Origin of the sequence: Bradyrhizobium sp. Arg237L (assembly GCF_029990105.1) — a bacterium.
Classification (GTDB): domain Bacteria; phylum Pseudomonadota; class Alphaproteobacteria; order Rhizobiales; family Xanthobacteraceae; genus Bradyrhizobium.
In genome coordinates this window covers 15,601-27,998 of sequence record NZ_JAQMIL010000079.1, presented here as the reverse complement: position 1 = coordinate 27,998, position 12,398 = coordinate 15,601, and the positions used below count along the sequence as shown (strand labels likewise).

Genomic DNA, 12,398 nt, shown 5'->3' with positions numbered 1-12,398 from the left:
GATCGGCCGCCGACGGTTACTGGCGGCGACGGAGCGAACGTATAGTGGTGATTGGGTGGGGGGGCAAGCCGCAGGATGGCGCTTTTTGCAGCGATCCCCCGACGGCTTCGCGCGGGGCCCGATACCCGAAAAACCGCGGGGGTCTCGCAACGCTTTGTAAAGCCTGATGCCGTAGGCGTCCCGCATGGCGTTCAGCAGCAAGAAGCGCGACGCGCGCAAATCGATGCATCAGCCCGGCTGGATCACGCTGGAGGGCGGATTCGCCGCGCGGCCCTGCGTGGTGCAGGACATGTCGTCCACCGGCGCCAAAATCACGATCGACGATCCCAACACGCTGCCTGGAAAATTGCGTCTGGCGTTGTCGCGCGACACGCGCACTGGACGGCCTTGCGAGGTGGTGTGGCGTCGCGGCAGGACCCTGGGCGTCAAGTTCGTGAGCTAGCTAGCAGTTCCCGCCTTCGCGCGATAGAAGGCCGGATGCGAAAGACGCTGGTCCTCATCCTCGCGCTGCTGCCGGCAATCGCGCGCGCGGAGCAGCCTCATCGAACCAAATCCGGCAAAGCAACGGCTTCAGCAAAGTCGCTCCCGCTGAAGAGAGTCGCGCGGCCCAATGCGTGCGCAGAGTACGGTGCGGGCTTCGTCAAGATCGAAGGCTCCGACACCTGCATCAAGATCGGCGGCGCCATCGACATTGGCGGCGGCGTCTCGATCGGCGGACGTTAGAACTTCGGTTCTGATTGAATCGAAAACGAAGCTCTAGATTCTTTGTTTGACGCGTTTTCTTCACGCGAACCGGTGCCCACCCTCGGATCAAGTCCGAGGGCATGCTTCGCTCGAAAACGCTCTATAGCTTCACGACATCGGCGGCGCCAGGAATTGGACGAAGCCCGGGCGCGTGGAAATCTCGGCAAACCAGCGCTCGAGATTGGACAGGCTCGGCTTGGTGATGCCCTCGACGCCGAACCAGCGCCGCGCAAAGGCGCCGATCGCGATGTCGGCGATGGTGAACCCGTCGCCTTCGATGAAGCGCCGACTCGCCAACTGCGCATCGGCGATCCGCCACACCTCAGCTTCGGCATCGGCGTCCTTCTGGATTGCGGCCATGTCGCGCTTCTCCGGCGGCGTGCGCACCAGCGCCCAGAACACCGGACGGTCGACCGGCTGCAGCGTCGACAGCGTCCAGTCCAGCCAGCGGTCGACGCCGGCGCGCTGGCGTGGCGCGGCCGGATAGATCGGTGAGCCCTCACCATAGGCGAGGCAGAGATAGCGCATGATCGAATTGGATTCCCACAGCGTGTAGCTGCCGTCGACCAGCGTCGGCACGCGGCCGTTGGGGTTCATTGCGAGATAGTCGGGCTGGTCGTTCCTGCCGAACTGCATGCCAGCATCGATGCGGTGATAGGGCAGCTCGAGCTCGCTGAGGCACCACAGCACTTTCTTCACGTTGACCGAGTTGGCCCGGCCCCAAACCGTGAGTTGATATTTTTCCGCCACGCGTCTCTCTCCCATCCCTTGCTGCTTGCGTTGACGGCGGAATAGCAGAAACCGCGATCCCGATCATCCCGCTTCAAACAAAAATCAGGCCCGCTGAGCGGCACCTGATTTTGTTGTCACGGGCTGCGTAGGTTGCGTGTGATCAGAGCGTTTTCGAGCGAAGTGGATACCGGTTCGCGTAAAGAAAACGCGTCAAGCTCTAATGTCCGAAGAACAGCCACAACAGGATGATCACCGGGATTGGCACGCCAAGCAGCCACAGCAAGAGTCCTCTTGCCATCGTTTCCTCCTCCATTTCGTATCGGTGAGGAAACGCGCGATCCATCGGCTCGTTCCGTTATGGATCGCGGCGCTCATGCTGTGCGCGCTGTGCGAGGCCTACCAGTGGCCGGTGTTCGGCATCGACAGCCACGGCTCGGCCGGCGGCTTCGGATCGCCCTTCTGCAACAGCTCGATCGAGTGCAGATCCGGCGAGCGCACGAACGCCATGTTGCCGTCGCGCGGCGGGCGGTTGATGGTGATGCCGAGCTTCATCAGCCGATCGCAGGTCGCGTAGATGTCGTCGACCTCATAGGCGAGATGGCCGAAATGGCGGTCCTCGCCGTATTTCTCCTCGTCCCAGTTGTAGGTGAGCTCGACCAGCGGCGCGCCGCGCGTGCTCGGTAGCTTCTTCAACTGGTCGACATCCTCGGGCGCGCACAGGAACACCAGCGTGAAGCGACCCTTCTCGTTGTCGATCCGGCGCACTTCCTTCAGCCCCAGCGCGTCCTGGTAGAATTTCATCGCGGTGTCGAGATTGCGCACGCGCAGCATGGTGTGGAGATAACGCATTTTCTTGTCCCTCTCAGACTTGTGAGAATTTCCGCCCGTTCCGGCACGACGGGGCAGAAAATAGCAGCAAATTGTATGAGGGGGCAGCCCTCTCACGACCTCGGCCGACGTCATCAAAACCTCGCAACGACACATGGTCGTGAGTCTCGGGCTTGTGAGTGGCAGGCAACAGCGCTCCGATTATGTTGCCGCGCGGGAGGACGCGATGCCATACAGTCCTGAACTCATCGAGACCATGCGGGCCGCGTTGGAGGCGGTCATGTCGAAAATTCCCGCCGATCAATCCGTGTTCGGCGTCAAGGCGGCGGTGGCCGAACGTATTCTGAAGGCGGCAGCCCACGGCCAAACGTCCTTCGATGGCCTCGTCGCGTCAGCGTCTGACCAAGTGCAGACGATCGTTGCCACGCTGTCGTGAGCGGCGCCGGTGAATTACCTCCGCGCAAACGCATCGCGTTTGTCGCGTGGCTGGTCAGAAAAAGAAAACCCCGCGCGTGGGGGCACGGGGCTTTCGGGCTGACGGTCTGGGGATTCAGGGCGCGAGCCGCCAGCTTCAATCGTTAACTTAAGGTTGAATTTTCAAAAAGCAACAGCGCCGCCTAGAGGAGTATGTTCTCCAGGCGACGCTGCCGCGAAATACTGGGCCCTGAAATCCCCAGTTCCACTATGTCTGTCGGCGTGCAAATAGGTTCAAAAGAAAACCCCGCGACGGGGGCATCGCGGGGCTTCTTAGCCGGTAGGCGGCAGGGGGAGTGTTCCTACCGGCACTTCCTGATGCTCATTCAATTCGTGACGATCAAAAGCGTTCCCGCGAAGCGCTGTCACGGGTGGTCAAGGCCGCGCGCGGCATGCCGCAATGGCCTGATGTTCTGATCTCACCTTTTTACACAAGCGTTTGAGCCTGCATCGCATTCCTATGCCGCCGAGCGCATGTCGGGATCGAGGCGACGCATTCAGCGAGGAGTAAATTCATGAGAAGCATCATTCTGGCCACGGCGGTCGTGGCACTGGCCGCAGCTTCCGGACAGGCGTTCGCGCGTTCAGGCGCCTCAATCGCGCGGCAGGAAACGGCGGTCGATCAGCGGGCGTACGATGCGTTCAACGCGTTCGATCAGCAGGTGGCACCGCAAATGAGCGATGCCGACGCCCACCGCTATCATGGCGGGCCGAAATCCAACGACTGAGCGCGAGCGCGCCATTCGGCATTCACGCCAGGAGAACGCGGCGGCGCTCGGTGTCACGCCTTGCGGTCCAGCAGCGCCTCGCGTTCGGCCTGGGCCTGGGCGTCGATGACGTTCTGCACGTCGGCATTGATCTGGTGCGGCGGCGCTTTGGCAGTCTCGTCGATGACGAGTTGAACCTTCGCCTGCGTCACCGCGGCGGGGACGGGGTAGATGACCATGACGGCAACCTCCTGCCCAAAATTCTCATGTCCGCATTTACGCTTTCTAAAGAGGTGCGGTTAATGCGGATGAATTCGGTTGTCCGAACGTCCGGGAGCTCCGATCGCGAGCAGGGTGGGGGCGGATGTGGATCGCTGCGCAGCAAGATCACGAAATCGCTTGGTAAAGGCCGATCCGGCGGCCTGTGGATTTGCTGCGGATAACCTGGGGACGAGAGGTATACAGATGGTGCCTGCGCGGCGCCGTCTCCTAACGATCCCTTTCGAGGCAGCCGATAACGCTATTCAGTTAGGTTAAGGGCAGGATCGCGTTGCGATCACCGGAGGTTGCGCATAGGGATCAGTTGCGGAACCCGAGCCATGATGATCCCTTCGTTTCACAATGCAGACAGGCGAACTCACCGGCGCGTGATGGTGGTGGGGCTATTGTTTTGTCTTGCCTTCGTCGCCATCAGCTTTTCGCTGCGGCCGCAGGTGGACAATGGACGCGTGCTGGTGAAGGCCGACCGCCTGGTGCGCACCGCGGGCGAACCGCACAAGGCGAATTAGAGCGTTTTCGAGCAAAGCATACCCTCAGACTTGATCCGAGGGTAGGCACCGGTTCGCGCGACGAAACGCGTCAAAACAAGAATCCTAGCGCGGATCCTGTCCCGGCATTTTCTCGCTGGAGGAGCGATGATACATCGCGATGGCGATGAACCCGCCATAGCCGATGATGTTGATCAGAATTTCCAGCCAGACCGGCATGGCCATACCCCTTCATACGCGCGGAGGTCGTGGTTTGTTCCTGCGCCCAATCCATGGGTGGCCCGGCCGGGTTGCATAGCTCGAAGGGAGAGGGGCCCCGTCCAAGCGCTGCAAAGGCGGCCCTTTGTGGCAACATGCCTGCGGGTTCCCGATGCAACCAATCGGGAATTTCTGCGTTGGAGCCGCGGATGAATCCGTGAGGAGGCGAGGATGAAAAAGACACTCGCAGTTTTGGCTATGGTCGCCACTGTCGGCGCGACCGCGATGAGCACGCCGGCGGAGGCGTACTGGCGCGGCGGCGGTTGGGGCTGGCGGGGCGCGGGTCCGGGCCTGGCATTCGGGTTGGCCGCGGGCGCGCTGATTGCGGGCGCCGCTGCAGCGTCGAGTCCCTACTACTACGGTCCGGGCTACGGCTACGGCGGCTATTACGGCGGCTACCCGGGCTACGCTTACGGCCCGGGCTACTACGGCGGCTACCCGGCCTATTATGGCGGCTACGGGTATCGACGCTACTACGGCGGTGATCCTTACGCCTACGGGGGCGGCCCCTATTATCGGCGCGCCTACTGGGGCTCTTATTGGTAACAGAAAGCCCGGGGCGACGCGCCCCGGGCTTTTTGACTCGGCCGATGGTGCGAATACCTAATCGGTCTCAACTGGCTCCCGCTGGTAGCCGTGCCAAGCGCTGCCGAGCGTGTTGGCGTAATACTCCTGACGCTCGCGTTCGAACTTTTGCTGGGTCGCCTTGAAGTTGGCGATGCGAGCGGCGATCTCTTCGCGTTCACGTGCGAGCCGCTCTTCCTTCTCGGTCATGGCGTCTTCGGTCATGGCTTCGATCATGGCCCATCCCTGTAATCGTAATGTCATCCGGCCGAATTCGCCTCCCCAATGGGGCGCCAATGGGGAGGAGCCGGTGCAGGATTGTGGTGAGATGATGAGCAGCGAAGGCGGTGGATAAGGCGCGTACGCTGCTTGTCGCTTCTCCGCGGCCCCGCTAGCCAAAAAGGGAAACTGGGGAGGCCAATTCATGGCAAAGATCGATCTGGATTCACTGAGCATCGAAGAACTCGCAAGCTTGCGCGAGCACGCGACCGACAAGCTGTTTGAAAAGGTCGCGGCGCGCCGCGCCGAACTCGAAGCGGAATTGGAGAAGCTTGCGCAATACGGCAAGCCTGTGAAGAAGGCCGATGCCGCGCCGGTCGCGAAGGCGAAAAAGAGCGACGAGGTGAAGGAGCCGAATGAGGCGAAGGAGCTGGTCGCCAAAGCGGCGTGACAAACACGGCGGCGTGAGAGCCGCATGACAGGTGCGATCCCTCGCTCCAGTTGGCCGTGCTATAGTGCGCGCGGTCAACTCGGGTTTCTCACGTGATTGCAAAAGATCTGCGCAGTGGCGTCGAGGCCCTCGGCAATTTCATCGCCGAGGCCTCCACCATCGTTCCCTTCACCGGTGCCGGCATTTCAACCGAGAGCGGGATTCCCGACTTCCGCTCGCCCGGCGGGCTGTGGACGCGCAACCGGCCAATTCCCTTCGACGAATTCGTTGCAAGTGCCGACGCGCGCGATGAAGCGTGGCGTCGGCGCTTTGCGATGGAGCCGACCTTTGCGGCGGCGAAGCCCGGGCGCGGGCATCGCGCGCTCGCCTCGCTCTATCGCGCGGGGAAGATTCCGTCGATCGTTACCCAGAACATCGACAATCTGCATCAGATGAGCGGCTTCAAATCGGATCATGTGGTCGAGTTGCATGGCAACACAACCTATGCGCGCTGCATCGGTTGCGGCAGGGCGTACGAATTGATGTGGGTCAAGCAGCGCTTTGACGAGAACGGCAGTGCGCCCGATTGCACCGACTGCGGCGATCCCATCAAGACCGCAACCATCTCGTTCGGCCAGGCGATGCCGGAGGATGCGATGCGACGGGCGACGGAACTTGCGCAGCACTGCGATCTGTTTCTTGCGATCGGATCTTCGCTGGTGGTGTGGCCCGCGGCGGGATTTCCGATGATGGCCAAGAACTGTGGTGCCAAGCTTGTGATCATCAACAACGAGCCGACCGAGCAGGACGATATTGCGGATCTCGTGATCCGCCACGACATCGGCGAGACCCTTGGGCCGTTTGTAGGCAATTGATGCTCAATTGATTCGCGATTGTGCAAGCCTGTTCATAGTTCCCGCTGGATTCGTTTTTTGTCTATGCGACGCAAGCGGGAGTGTTATCTTTTGATTCGAGATTCGCGTGCGTTGTTCATGAGCGGTCGTGCAACAACGCACCGGTAGGTACCGTCGCAGAGAGACGGGTTGCAGATGATGTGCGGGGTCCGGGGTCATGGGGTCGGACGGATTTGAGTCCAAGAAGCTCGGCGCTCCGCCATCGGGTGGCGCCGGGCAGGGTAGGCTTGCGCCGGGTGAATACTCGGAGAGAGCACCGCGCGATCCAGCCGCGGATGCATTCTCCGGCCTGGGCGATGCCGCCGCCAACCTCGTCGAGATTTCCGGCGTCATCAAATGGTTCGATGCCTCGAAAGGCTACGGCTTCGTCGTCCCCGACAATGGCTCGCCAGACGTGCTTCTGCACGTCACCGTGCTCAGGCGCGACGGCTACCAGACGGCCTACGAGGGCGCTCGCGTAGTGGTTGAATGCGTGCAGCGCGCGAAGGGCTATCAGGCGTTCCGCATCCTCTCGATGGATGAAACGACGGCGATCCATCCGGCGCAGATGCTGCCGCCCAGGACCCATGTCACGGTCACCCCGACCAGCGGGTTGGAGCGGGCGCAGGTCAAGTGGTTCAACCGGCTGCGCGGCTTCGGCTTCCTGACCTGCGGTGAAGGGACGCCCGACATCTTCGTGCACATGGAAACGCTGCGCCGCTTCGGCATGACCGAACTGCGCCCCGGCCAATATGTGCTGGTGCGGTTCGGGCCCGGCTCCAAGGGCATGATGGCCGCGGAGATTCACCCGGAGACCGGCCCGTCGGCGCTGTCGTCGCACTGATCTCCTATTCGATCTCTAACGCAAACGTGAGCCGGGTGGCGCGTGGCGGGTCTTTGCCCTCTGGTCATTGCCGCCGTCGCCGGGTTAGGTTCCCCGCGGTTTGATCTTGCCGTGAGTGCTGTTGCCATGATTTTCGATCGTGTCGCCGGGCATCGCCTGCTCGTTGGCCTGTTTGCGTCGTTCGTCCTTCTGCTCGGAGTGATCGCCGGCCCGGCCGCAAGGGCCGCGACGGTCCAGCCGCTCGAGATCGTCACCAAGAACGGAGTGCACGTCTTCTCCGTCGAGCTCGCGACGACAGAGGAGGAGAAGACGACGGGGCTGATGTACCGGAAGGAACTGCCCGACGGCAAAGGCATGCTGTTCGACTTCTCGCCGGAGCAGCAGGTGTCGATGTGGATGAAGAACACCTATGTCTCGCTGGACATGATCTTCATCCGCGCCGACGGCCGCATCCTGCGGATCGCGGAGAATACCGAGCCGATGTCGACCAAGATCATCTCCTCCGGCGGACTTGCCAAGGGCGTGCTGGAGGTGGTCGCGGGCACGGCACAGAAATACGGCATCCAGCCCGGCGACCGGGTGGCGCACCCGCTGTTCAACGGCAAATAGAGCATGATCCGGAAAAGTGGGCACCGGTTTTCCGAAAAGATCATGCTCCACTAAGGAGCGGATGATGATCCGGCCAGCCTGATCGGATCATCATCCGGCGCCCCCGCGAGCGCCTTGCTGGCGCCCCTCTAACCGTGTATCGACATCGCCTGCGGATTGCTCGGGGTATAGCGCAGCCTGGTAGCGCGGCAGTTTTGGGTACTGCAGGTCGTTGGTTCGAATCCAGCTGCCCCGACCAAAAGATTAGTGAAATCAGGTATTTGAGAGGCCTGTCGCGTCCCGGTCGCTGTCGGCTGTCGGGGGTATATCGGTCACCGCTGAGAAGCTTATGCTTCGGGGGCATTTGCTGCCCCATCTCCCATCCGTGCCTGCGCCCACGCGGAATGCCCTCGACGATTGCCTTGGCGACAATCTCGGCGTCAGCAGGAGAGAGAGCTGGTCGAGGGGCTTCCATGACACGCGATCTGGCGAGCGCGCTCCATGTCTTCGTACAGGGCTATGGGAGGAGGCGGTTGCCTCGTGGATGCGCTGCACAGTCGCAAGCGTCTGTACGTCGGACGAACGTCCGATGCGCCACTGCCCAACCTATGAAACAACTTCGTTCGTTCTGTAGTGCGTACGGAATCGGTGACGATCCACGCGGAGGAGGCGGCTTACTCTTACGACGTCGAATACGAACGACTGCTGCGTCAATAGGTAGGAAGCAAAAAAATGCGCTCGGATATCAGCATTGCTATTGTTGGATTTATCCTGACGTTGTCGGTCTCAGTAAACGCACATGCATCGTGCACAGGGCCGAGGACTATGAAGGGAACCTGGAAGGGGAACGACACAGGTACCTACTTTGTCGCGCAACGCGGAAATACTGTTTGGTGGTTTGGACAGAGTAAAGAGCGGAATTTTGCCAACGTTTTTCGAGGCACGCTACGTGGCGACATAATTGACGGCGAATTTTCGGATGTAGCCGGTGGATTCAATTTTGCCGGTCCGCTACGTCTCCAAATTGTGAGAGGCTTCGGTAACTCAATAGCTTCATTCAAGAAAGTGAGCGGCGGATTTGGGGCGAGCCATTGGTCTTTCCCGTGTGATGATCAAAGCCTGATCCCTGCACGAGACTAGCGAAACTCTGAAATTGCTATGGGGTGGGGCCACCCCAATTGCACTCTACCGCTCGGGATAGGGCGTGCCATCCCTGTGCACGAACCGGCCGTCGGCGTTGGAGCTCATCATGTCGACGTCCGAGCAGATGGTGACGTCGGCTGGTGAGCGCGAGCCGACTTCGAGATAAACCGCCATCGCGTCGGATTTGTTGACGAGGTGATGGCGGTTGCCGGAGCCTTTCGGAAACGCCGCGCAATCGCCTGCGCGCAGCACCGTCTCGCCGCCATCTTCAATCAGCGTCAGTTCGCCTTCGAGCACATAGACGAATTCGTCTTCGGCCGAATGCCAGTGGCGCTGGCTCGACCAGTTGCCCGGCGGCAGGTGCATGAGATTGACCCCGAAGTCGGTGAGGCCGCCGGCGTTGCCCAACCGCTGCCGCACGCGTTCGGCACAGGGGGCGTCGAATGGCGGCGGGTAGCCGGAGCCCTTGCGTTTCGGCACGGCGGCGAAATCGATCCTGGGCATGAGGTCCTTTCAATGACACCCGGGGCCACGCTCCTTGCTCAACGCTGACACATCAACCGCGCGAGATGTCCTGATCGGTAGATCAGGAAAAGATCACTGGTGTAGTGGAAATACTCACCCGTGAAGTCCTTGGTTCTGAATCTGAGTTGAATCCTGTTGTTGCTGACGACCGAAGCGCGCTGCGGGCCATTCCCGGTATCGATCGAAACCGGCGGACCGAGGGCAAGCGTCGCGGTTTTTGCCGAGGGCGCGGATCCAGTTGGATCGAACAGGGAGCCGCTGCAGGTGAGGGAGGCAGGCTGGGCGGCCGCAGAAGCAATCATTGAGGCGAGGGCTGACAGAATTATCAAGGACGTTCTGAACATTCATGGCTCCAAAGAAAAGAATTTAGGAATCGCGGCGGGGCTTGCAGCGTCGGAGCATAGTAGGTGGCGCCTGGGTTTGCGAGCAACGGTTGTGGTTGCCAAATCGCACGTCAAATCATCGGTCCCGATGATATCGCCACCGTAAGGCCGTTGGAATTTTTCGGATGGGCGCTTGCGCCCGCATGCTGGTGGCGGCGAAGCTCCGAGGGTGCAGCGCACTCCCTTCAGGCGAGCGCGCAGGTACCTTAGTCGTTCGATGTGAGGAACGGCAGAATTGGCACGTCGATGCCGATGGCCAATTCGAGCACTGCACCGATCGCAGCGATTGCCGCGCACAATTCGAGCAGGATGAATGCGAACAGCGCGCTGAGCCCGATGATTGCGTTCTTGCGGCCGTTCCACATGATGTCACCTGCGATCCTGGCTTTTGGAAAGAAAGCTCTATTTAGCCCGGTTGGGTCATAGGCCGGAGATCTGGTACGGTGAGCTCGCTTTACCATCGCGGCCACCGTGCTCAAGACAAGCCTGATCTTAACCTAACCGATCAACCTTAACGTCCGTGCGGCGGCCGAAGCCGGAGCCGGCCGTCTGGTTCAGGACGATCGCAGCGTTCCGTGGCGCTTCAGCATCCGCGGCAGATCGATCCGATCATCTTCTCGACCTTGGCCTCTTCGGGATCGAGCGAGGGATCGGTGCCAAGCAGCGGCCCCTTCTGGGGACCGTTGGCAATGCCTGAGGACGAAAGCGCGGTTCCGAGCGAGTTGGTGCCTGGTGTGGCGGGGTTGGTTCCAAAAGCGCCGCCGGTCACCGGCAGGCCGCCGCTCGTGGGTAGGCCGCTGCTCATGGGCATGCCTCCGTGCATTCCCATGGCTCCCATACCGTGCCCCATGCCGCCTCCGCCGCCGCGTGCGAATGCTGCGGTGGTCGAAAGGCCGACGGCGAGGGCGAGGCAGAGGAGGGATAGTTTCTTCATGGCGAGACTCCTGTCTTCGCGAGACGGCTGGGCCAGACGTTCGGCCGGCGCCAGCACAAACAGGATGTAGGCATTGCGGTCTCGCGCAATGCGGTCCCGCCCATCAAATCCTTTGGCGCGAAGCTTGCTGCCGGATCGCGGCTGCGCGAGTGACGGCGATCCCGTTCATTATTCTCAACGATTTGTAATCAAGGCCTGGCTGTGGGCGGCGATGGCCGCTTCCTCATCGGTGGGGACCACCAGGGTTGCGACACGCGCTGTCTTTGCGCCGATCCAGAGTTCATTGGCGCTGTTGGCGGGGTCATCGATCTCCACGCCGAGCCAGCCAAGGCCGGTGCAGATCTGCTTCCGCACCTCGGGGCTGTTCTCGCCGATCCCGGCGGTGAAGACGATCGCGTCCAGGCCGCCCAGGCTGTGGACCATCGCGGCGATCGCCGCGCCGGCGCGGAAGGCGAACAGTTCGAGTGCCTCGGCGGCACGGGGATCGTTGCTGTTGGTGAGCACGCGCACGTCGGCGCTGATCCCGGACACGCCGAGCAATCCGGATTCGTAATACAGCACGTGCTCGATCTCGTCGGCCGAAAGCCCGCGCTGCTGTTGCAGGTAGAGCGGCAGGCCAGGATCGATCGCGCCGCAGCGCGTGCCCATCATCAGCCCGTCCAGCGTGGTGAAGCTCATCGTCGTGTCGATGCTGCGCCCGTTGCGCATCGCGCACAGGCTGGCGCCGCTGCCGAGATGGGCCGTCACGATCCGTCCCAAAGCCAGATCCGGCGCGATCTCTCGCAAGCGGCGGGCGATGAACTCGTAGGACAGCCCGTGAAAGCCGTAGCGGCGCACGCCCTCCTGTTCGAAATGCCGCGGCAGCGCAAAGCGGCTCATGGGCGGCGCGAGGCTATGGTGGAAGGCGGTATCGAAGCAGGCGACCTGCGGCAGGTCCGGCCGCAGCTTCTGCATCGCCTCGATCGGCGCGAGGCTGGCTGGCTGATGCAATGGCGCGAGCGGCGTGAGCTCGCGCAGCACCTGGAGAATGGCCGGCGTCACCTTCACCGGTTCGAAGAACTTCAGGCCGCCATGGACGACGCGGTGGCCGACCGCGACGAGAGTTCCACCCGTGAGGAATTCGTCGATCCAGTGCAACAGATCCGAGAAGAAGCTCTCGTCGTCCGCTTCCGCCGCGGCGTGCCGCTCGAACAGCACGTTGCCCTGCAGGTCCTTCACGACCATCTGCGGCTGATGCTGATGATGGTCGAGCATGCCCTTGCACAGCAGCGCGGGATCGCCTGAGCCGCCGCTCGCAAACAGCGCCAGCTTGATCGAGGACGATCCTGCGTTGAGGACGAGGAGGGCGTTCGGCATCTTCTTCAG

19 protein-coding genes and 1 tRNA gene are annotated in these 12,398 nt (G+C 61.7%); 11 read left to right on the top strand and 9 right to left on the bottom strand.

Translation table 11 applies throughout. The annotated features are described in order from the left end of the window. The first annotated feature begins 184 nt into the window (after positions 1–184). Entirely contained in the window at positions 185–442 is a 258-nt protein-coding gene (locus OZ411_RS35100; RefSeq protein ID WP_130580598.1) for a PilZ domain-containing protein, read from the top strand. Positions 443–477: 35 nt separating this feature from the next. Then, a complete protein-coding gene (locus OZ411_RS35095; RefSeq protein ID WP_282531596.1) occupies positions 478–723 on the top strand; it encodes a porin in 246 nt (81 codons plus the stop codon). A gap of 129 nt (positions 724–852) precedes the next feature. On the opposite strand, the gene OZ411_RS35090 is transcribed toward OZ411_RS35095, so the two are convergent. Together OZ411_RS35090 and OZ411_RS35085 are read right to left on the bottom strand one after the other, a co-directional pair. Then, positions 853–1,509 (bottom strand): glutathione S-transferase, encoded by a 657-nt coding sequence (locus tag OZ411_RS35090; RefSeq protein ID WP_282531595.1) that lies wholly within the window; start codon positions 1,507–1,509, stop codon positions 853–855. Positions 1,510–1,872: 363 nt separating this feature from the next. Beyond that, a complete protein-coding gene (locus tag OZ411_RS35085) occupies positions 1,873–2,325 on the bottom strand; it encodes a VOC family protein (RefSeq protein ID WP_130583993.1) in 453 nt (150 codons plus the stop codon). 205 nt (positions 2,326–2,530) lie between these two features. Between OZ411_RS35085 and OZ411_RS35080 the strand changes: the two genes are divergently transcribed. Then, positions 2,531–2,740 carry a hypothetical protein gene (locus OZ411_RS35080; RefSeq protein ID WP_130583994.1) on the top strand — a complete coding sequence of 70 codons (210 nt, stop codon included), beginning with the start codon at positions 2,531–2,533 and terminating at the stop codon, positions 2,738–2,740. A gap of 553 nt (positions 2,741–3,293) precedes the next feature. After that, positions 3,294–3,506, top strand: a complete 213-nt coding sequence (locus OZ411_RS35075; RefSeq protein WP_282531594.1) for a hypothetical protein — start codon at positions 3,294–3,296, stop codon at positions 3,504–3,506. Between the two features lie 53 nt (positions 3,507–3,559). Here the strand turns inward: OZ411_RS35075 and OZ411_RS35070 are convergent, their stop codons facing one another. Further along, positions 3,560–3,724: a hypothetical protein gene (locus OZ411_RS35070; protein WP_165421548.1), complete on the bottom strand. Its 165-nt coding sequence runs from the start codon at positions 3,722–3,724 to the stop codon at positions 3,560–3,562. 360 nt (positions 3,725–4,084) lie between these two features. Here OZ411_RS35070 and OZ411_RS35065 point away from each other — a divergent pair, with 360 nt between their 5' ends. Beyond that, a complete protein-coding gene (locus OZ411_RS35065) occupies positions 4,085–4,273 on the top strand; it encodes a hypothetical protein (protein WP_130583996.1) in 189 nt (62 codons plus the stop codon). A gap of 408 nt (positions 4,274–4,681) precedes the next feature. Further along, positions 4,682–5,056: a hypothetical protein gene (locus tag OZ411_RS35060; RefSeq protein ID WP_282531593.1), complete on the top strand. Its 375-nt coding sequence runs from the start codon at positions 4,682–4,684 to the stop codon at positions 5,054–5,056. A 57-nt stretch (positions 5,057–5,113) separates the two neighbouring features. On the opposite strand, the gene OZ411_RS35055 is transcribed toward OZ411_RS35060, so the two are convergent. Then, complete coding sequence (locus tag OZ411_RS35055) at positions 5,114–5,311, bottom strand: hypothetical protein (protein WP_282531592.1); 198 nt, start codon at positions 5,309–5,311, stop codon at positions 5,114–5,116. A 187-nt stretch (positions 5,312–5,498) separates the two neighbouring features. On the opposite strand from OZ411_RS35055, the gene OZ411_RS35050 reads away from it, so the two are divergent. The 5 genes from OZ411_RS35050 to OZ411_RS35030 all read left to right on the top strand — a co-directional run bounded on the left by OZ411_RS35050 (position 5,499) and on the right by OZ411_RS35030 (position 8,307). Beyond that, a complete protein-coding gene (locus tag OZ411_RS35050; protein ID WP_130581773.1) occupies positions 5,499–5,744 on the top strand; it encodes a hypothetical protein in 246 nt (81 codons plus the stop codon). A gap of 92 nt (positions 5,745–5,836) precedes the next feature. Beyond that, positions 5,837–6,598 carry a Sir2 family NAD-dependent protein deacetylase gene (locus OZ411_RS35045; protein WP_130581772.1) on the top strand — a complete coding sequence of 254 codons (762 nt, stop codon included), beginning with the start codon at positions 5,837–5,839 and terminating at the stop codon, positions 6,596–6,598. A 196-nt stretch (positions 6,599–6,794) separates the two neighbouring features. Then, on the top strand, positions 6,795–7,460 hold the full coding sequence (locus tag OZ411_RS35040; protein WP_130581771.1) for a cold-shock protein: 666 nt from the start codon (positions 6,795–6,797) through the stop codon (positions 7,458–7,460). A gap of 126 nt (positions 7,461–7,586) precedes the next feature. After that, positions 7,587–8,069 (top strand): DUF192 domain-containing protein, encoded by a 483-nt coding sequence (locus tag OZ411_RS35035; protein WP_282531591.1) that lies wholly within the window; start codon positions 7,587–7,589, stop codon positions 8,067–8,069. A gap of 161 nt (positions 8,070–8,230) precedes the next feature. Beyond that, positions 8,231–8,307 (top strand) — tRNA-Pro (locus tag OZ411_RS35030). A gap of 926 nt (positions 8,308–9,233) precedes the next feature. Here the strand turns inward: OZ411_RS35030 and OZ411_RS35025 are convergent. The 5 genes from OZ411_RS35025 to OZ411_RS35005 all read right to left on the bottom strand — a co-directional run bounded on the left by OZ411_RS35025 (position 9,234) and on the right by OZ411_RS35005 (position 12,389). Beyond that, entirely contained in the window at positions 9,234–9,695 is a 462-nt protein-coding gene (locus OZ411_RS35025) for a cupin domain-containing protein (protein ID WP_282531590.1), read from the bottom strand. A gap of 38 nt (positions 9,696–9,733) precedes the next feature. After that, positions 9,734–10,060 (bottom strand): hypothetical protein, encoded by a 327-nt coding sequence (locus OZ411_RS35020; RefSeq protein ID WP_282531589.1) that lies wholly within the window; start codon positions 10,058–10,060, stop codon positions 9,734–9,736. A gap of 245 nt (positions 10,061–10,305) precedes the next feature. After that, on the bottom strand, positions 10,306–10,464 hold the full coding sequence (locus OZ411_RS35015; protein ID WP_282531588.1) for a hypothetical protein: 159 nt from the start codon (positions 10,462–10,464) through the stop codon (positions 10,306–10,308). A gap of 218 nt (positions 10,465–10,682) precedes the next feature. Further along, positions 10,683–11,033, bottom strand: a complete 351-nt coding sequence (locus OZ411_RS35010) for a hypothetical protein (RefSeq protein ID WP_130581766.1) — start codon at positions 11,031–11,033, stop codon at positions 10,683–10,685. A gap of 174 nt (positions 11,034–11,207) precedes the next feature. Further along, positions 11,208–12,389: an acetate/propionate family kinase gene (locus OZ411_RS35005; RefSeq protein WP_282531587.1), complete on the bottom strand. Its 1,182-nt coding sequence runs from the start codon at positions 12,387–12,389 to the stop codon at positions 11,208–11,210. Between the last annotated feature and the right edge of the window lie 9 nt (positions 12,390–12,398).

Excerpts from the sequence above, each read along its gene's own strand:
- OZ411_RS35100 (WP_130580598.1), top strand. The coding sequence starts at position 185 with ATGGCGTTCAGCAGCAAGAAGCGCGACGCGCGCAAATCGATGCATCAG.
- OZ411_RS35095 (WP_282531596.1), top strand. The coding sequence starts at position 478 with ATGCGAAAGACGCTGGTCCTCATCCTCGCGCTGCTGCCGGCAATCGCG.
- OZ411_RS35090 (WP_282531595.1), bottom strand. The coding sequence starts at position 1,509 with ATGGGAGAGAGACGCGTGGCGGAAAAATATCAACTCACGGTTTGGGGC.
- OZ411_RS35085 (WP_130583993.1), bottom strand. The coding sequence starts at position 2,325 with ATGCGTTATCTCCACACCATGCTGCGCGTGCGCAATCTCGACACCGCG.
- OZ411_RS35080 (WP_130583994.1), top strand. The coding sequence starts at position 2,531 with ATGCCATACAGTCCTGAACTCATCGAGACCATGCGGGCCGCGTTGGAG.
- OZ411_RS35075 (WP_282531594.1), top strand. The coding sequence starts at position 3,294 with ATGAGAAGCATCATTCTGGCCACGGCGGTCGTGGCACTGGCCGCAGCT.
- OZ411_RS35070 (WP_165421548.1), bottom strand. The coding sequence starts at position 3,724 with ATGGTCATCTACCCCGTCCCCGCCGCGGTGACGCAGGCGAAGGTTCAA.
- OZ411_RS35065 (WP_130583996.1), top strand. The coding sequence starts at position 4,085 with ATGATGATCCCTTCGTTTCACAATGCAGACAGGCGAACTCACCGGCGC.
- OZ411_RS35060 (WP_282531593.1), top strand. The coding sequence starts at position 4,682 with ATGAAAAAGACACTCGCAGTTTTGGCTATGGTCGCCACTGTCGGCGCG.
- OZ411_RS35055 (WP_282531592.1), bottom strand. The coding sequence starts at position 5,311 with ATGATCGAAGCCATGACCGAAGACGCCATGACCGAGAAGGAAGAGCGG.
- OZ411_RS35050 (WP_130581773.1), top strand. The coding sequence starts at position 5,499 with ATGGCAAAGATCGATCTGGATTCACTGAGCATCGAAGAACTCGCAAGC.
- OZ411_RS35040 (WP_130581771.1), top strand. The coding sequence starts at position 6,795 with ATGGGGTCGGACGGATTTGAGTCCAAGAAGCTCGGCGCTCCGCCATCG.
- OZ411_RS35035 (WP_282531591.1), top strand. The coding sequence starts at position 7,587 with ATGATTTTCGATCGTGTCGCCGGGCATCGCCTGCTCGTTGGCCTGTTT.
- OZ411_RS35025 (WP_282531590.1), bottom strand. The coding sequence starts at position 9,695 with ATGCCCAGGATCGATTTCGCCGCCGTGCCGAAACGCAAGGGCTCCGGC.
- OZ411_RS35020 (WP_282531589.1), bottom strand. The coding sequence starts at position 10,060 with ATGTTCAGAACGTCCTTGATAATTCTGTCAGCCCTCGCCTCAATGATT.
- OZ411_RS35015 (WP_282531588.1), bottom strand. The coding sequence starts at position 10,464 with ATGTGGAACGGCCGCAAGAACGCAATCATCGGGCTCAGCGCGCTGTTC.
- OZ411_RS35010 (WP_130581766.1), bottom strand. The coding sequence starts at position 11,033 with ATGAAGAAACTATCCCTCCTCTGCCTCGCCCTCGCCGTCGGCCTTTCG.
- OZ411_RS35005 (WP_282531587.1), bottom strand. The coding sequence starts at position 12,389 with ATGCCGAACGCCCTCCTCGTCCTCAACGCAGGATCGTCCTCGATCAAG.